1 protein-coding gene is annotated in these 1,193 nt (G+C 64.7%); it reads left to right on the forward strand.

Annotation, left to right across the window (positions count from 1 at the left end; translation table 11 throughout):
* Positions 1 to 2 precede the first annotated feature (2 nt).
* Positions 3 to 1,193, forward strand: coding sequence for an elongation factor Tu (gene tuf, locus IM725_RS19945; protein ID WP_193782386.1), 1,191 nt, complete (start codon positions 3 to 5; stop codon positions 1,191 to 1,193).

Here is a 1,193-nt window from a genome sequence, read left to right on the forward strand (position 1 = left end):
AAATGGCAAAAGGCAAGTTTGAGCGGACCAAGCCGCACGTGAACGTGGGCACGATCGGCCACGTGGACCATGGCAAGACGACGCTGACGGCGGCCATCACCACGATCCTGGCGTCCAAGTTCGGTGGCGAGGCCAAGGCCTACGACCAGATCGACGCGGCCCCGGAAGAAAAAGCCCGCGGCATCACGATCAACACCGCGCACGTCGAGTACGAGACGGCCAACCGCCACTACGCGCACGTGGACTGCCCCGGCCACGCCGACTACGTGAAGAACATGATCACCGGTGCCGCCCAGATGGACGGCGCGATCCTGGTGGTGTCCGCCGCTGACGGCCCGATGCCCCAGACGCGCGAGCACATCCTGCTGGCTCGCCAGGTGGGCGTGCCCTACATCATCGTGTTCATGAACAAGTGCGACATGGTCGATGATGCCGAGCTGCTCGAGCTGGTCGAGATGGAAGTGCGCGAGCTGCTGTCCAAGTACGACTTCCCCGGCGACGACACCCCGATCATCAAGGGTTCGGCCAAGCTGGCGATCGAAGGCGACAAGGGCGAGCTGGGCGAAGGCGCGATCCTGAAGCTGGCCGATGCGCTGGACAGCTACATCCCCACGCCCGAGCGCGCGGTGGACGGTGCCTTCCTGATGCCGGTGGAAGACGTGTTCTCCATCTCCGGCCGTGGCACGGTGGTGACCGGCCGCGTGGAGCGTGGCGTGGTCAAGGTCGGCGAGGAAATCGAGATCGTAGGTATCAAGCCCACGCTGAAGACGACCTGCACGGGCGTGGAGATGTTCCGGAAGCTCCTGGACCAGGGCCAGGCGGGCGACAACGTCGGTATCCTGCTGCGCGGCACCAAGCGTGAAGAAGTCGAGCGCGGCCAGGTGCTGGCCAAGCCGGGTTCCATCAAGCCGCACACGCACTTCACCGCCGAGGTGTACGTGCTGTCCAAGGACGAGGGCGGCCGCCACACGCCGTTCTTCAACAACTACCGCCCCCAGTTCTACTTCCGCACGACGGACGTGACCGGCGCGATCGAGCTGCCCAAGGACAAGGAAATGGTGATGCCCGGTGACAACGTCACCATCACCGTGAAGCTGATCGCCCCCATCGCCATGGAAGAAGGCCTGCGCTTCGCCATCCGCGAAGGTGGCCGCACCGTGGGTGCCGGCGTCGTCGCGAAGATCATGGAGTAA

The organism is Ramlibacter aquaticus, from assembly GCF_015159745.1.
Classification (GTDB): domain Bacteria; phylum Pseudomonadota; class Gammaproteobacteria; order Burkholderiales; family Burkholderiaceae_C; genus Ramlibacter; species Ramlibacter aquaticus.

Bases quoted from the DNA above. Each gene is read 5' to 3' on its own strand.
- tuf (WP_193782386.1), top strand. From the start codon at position 3: ATGGCAAAAGGCAAGTTTGAGCGGACCAAGCCGCACGTGAACGTGGGC.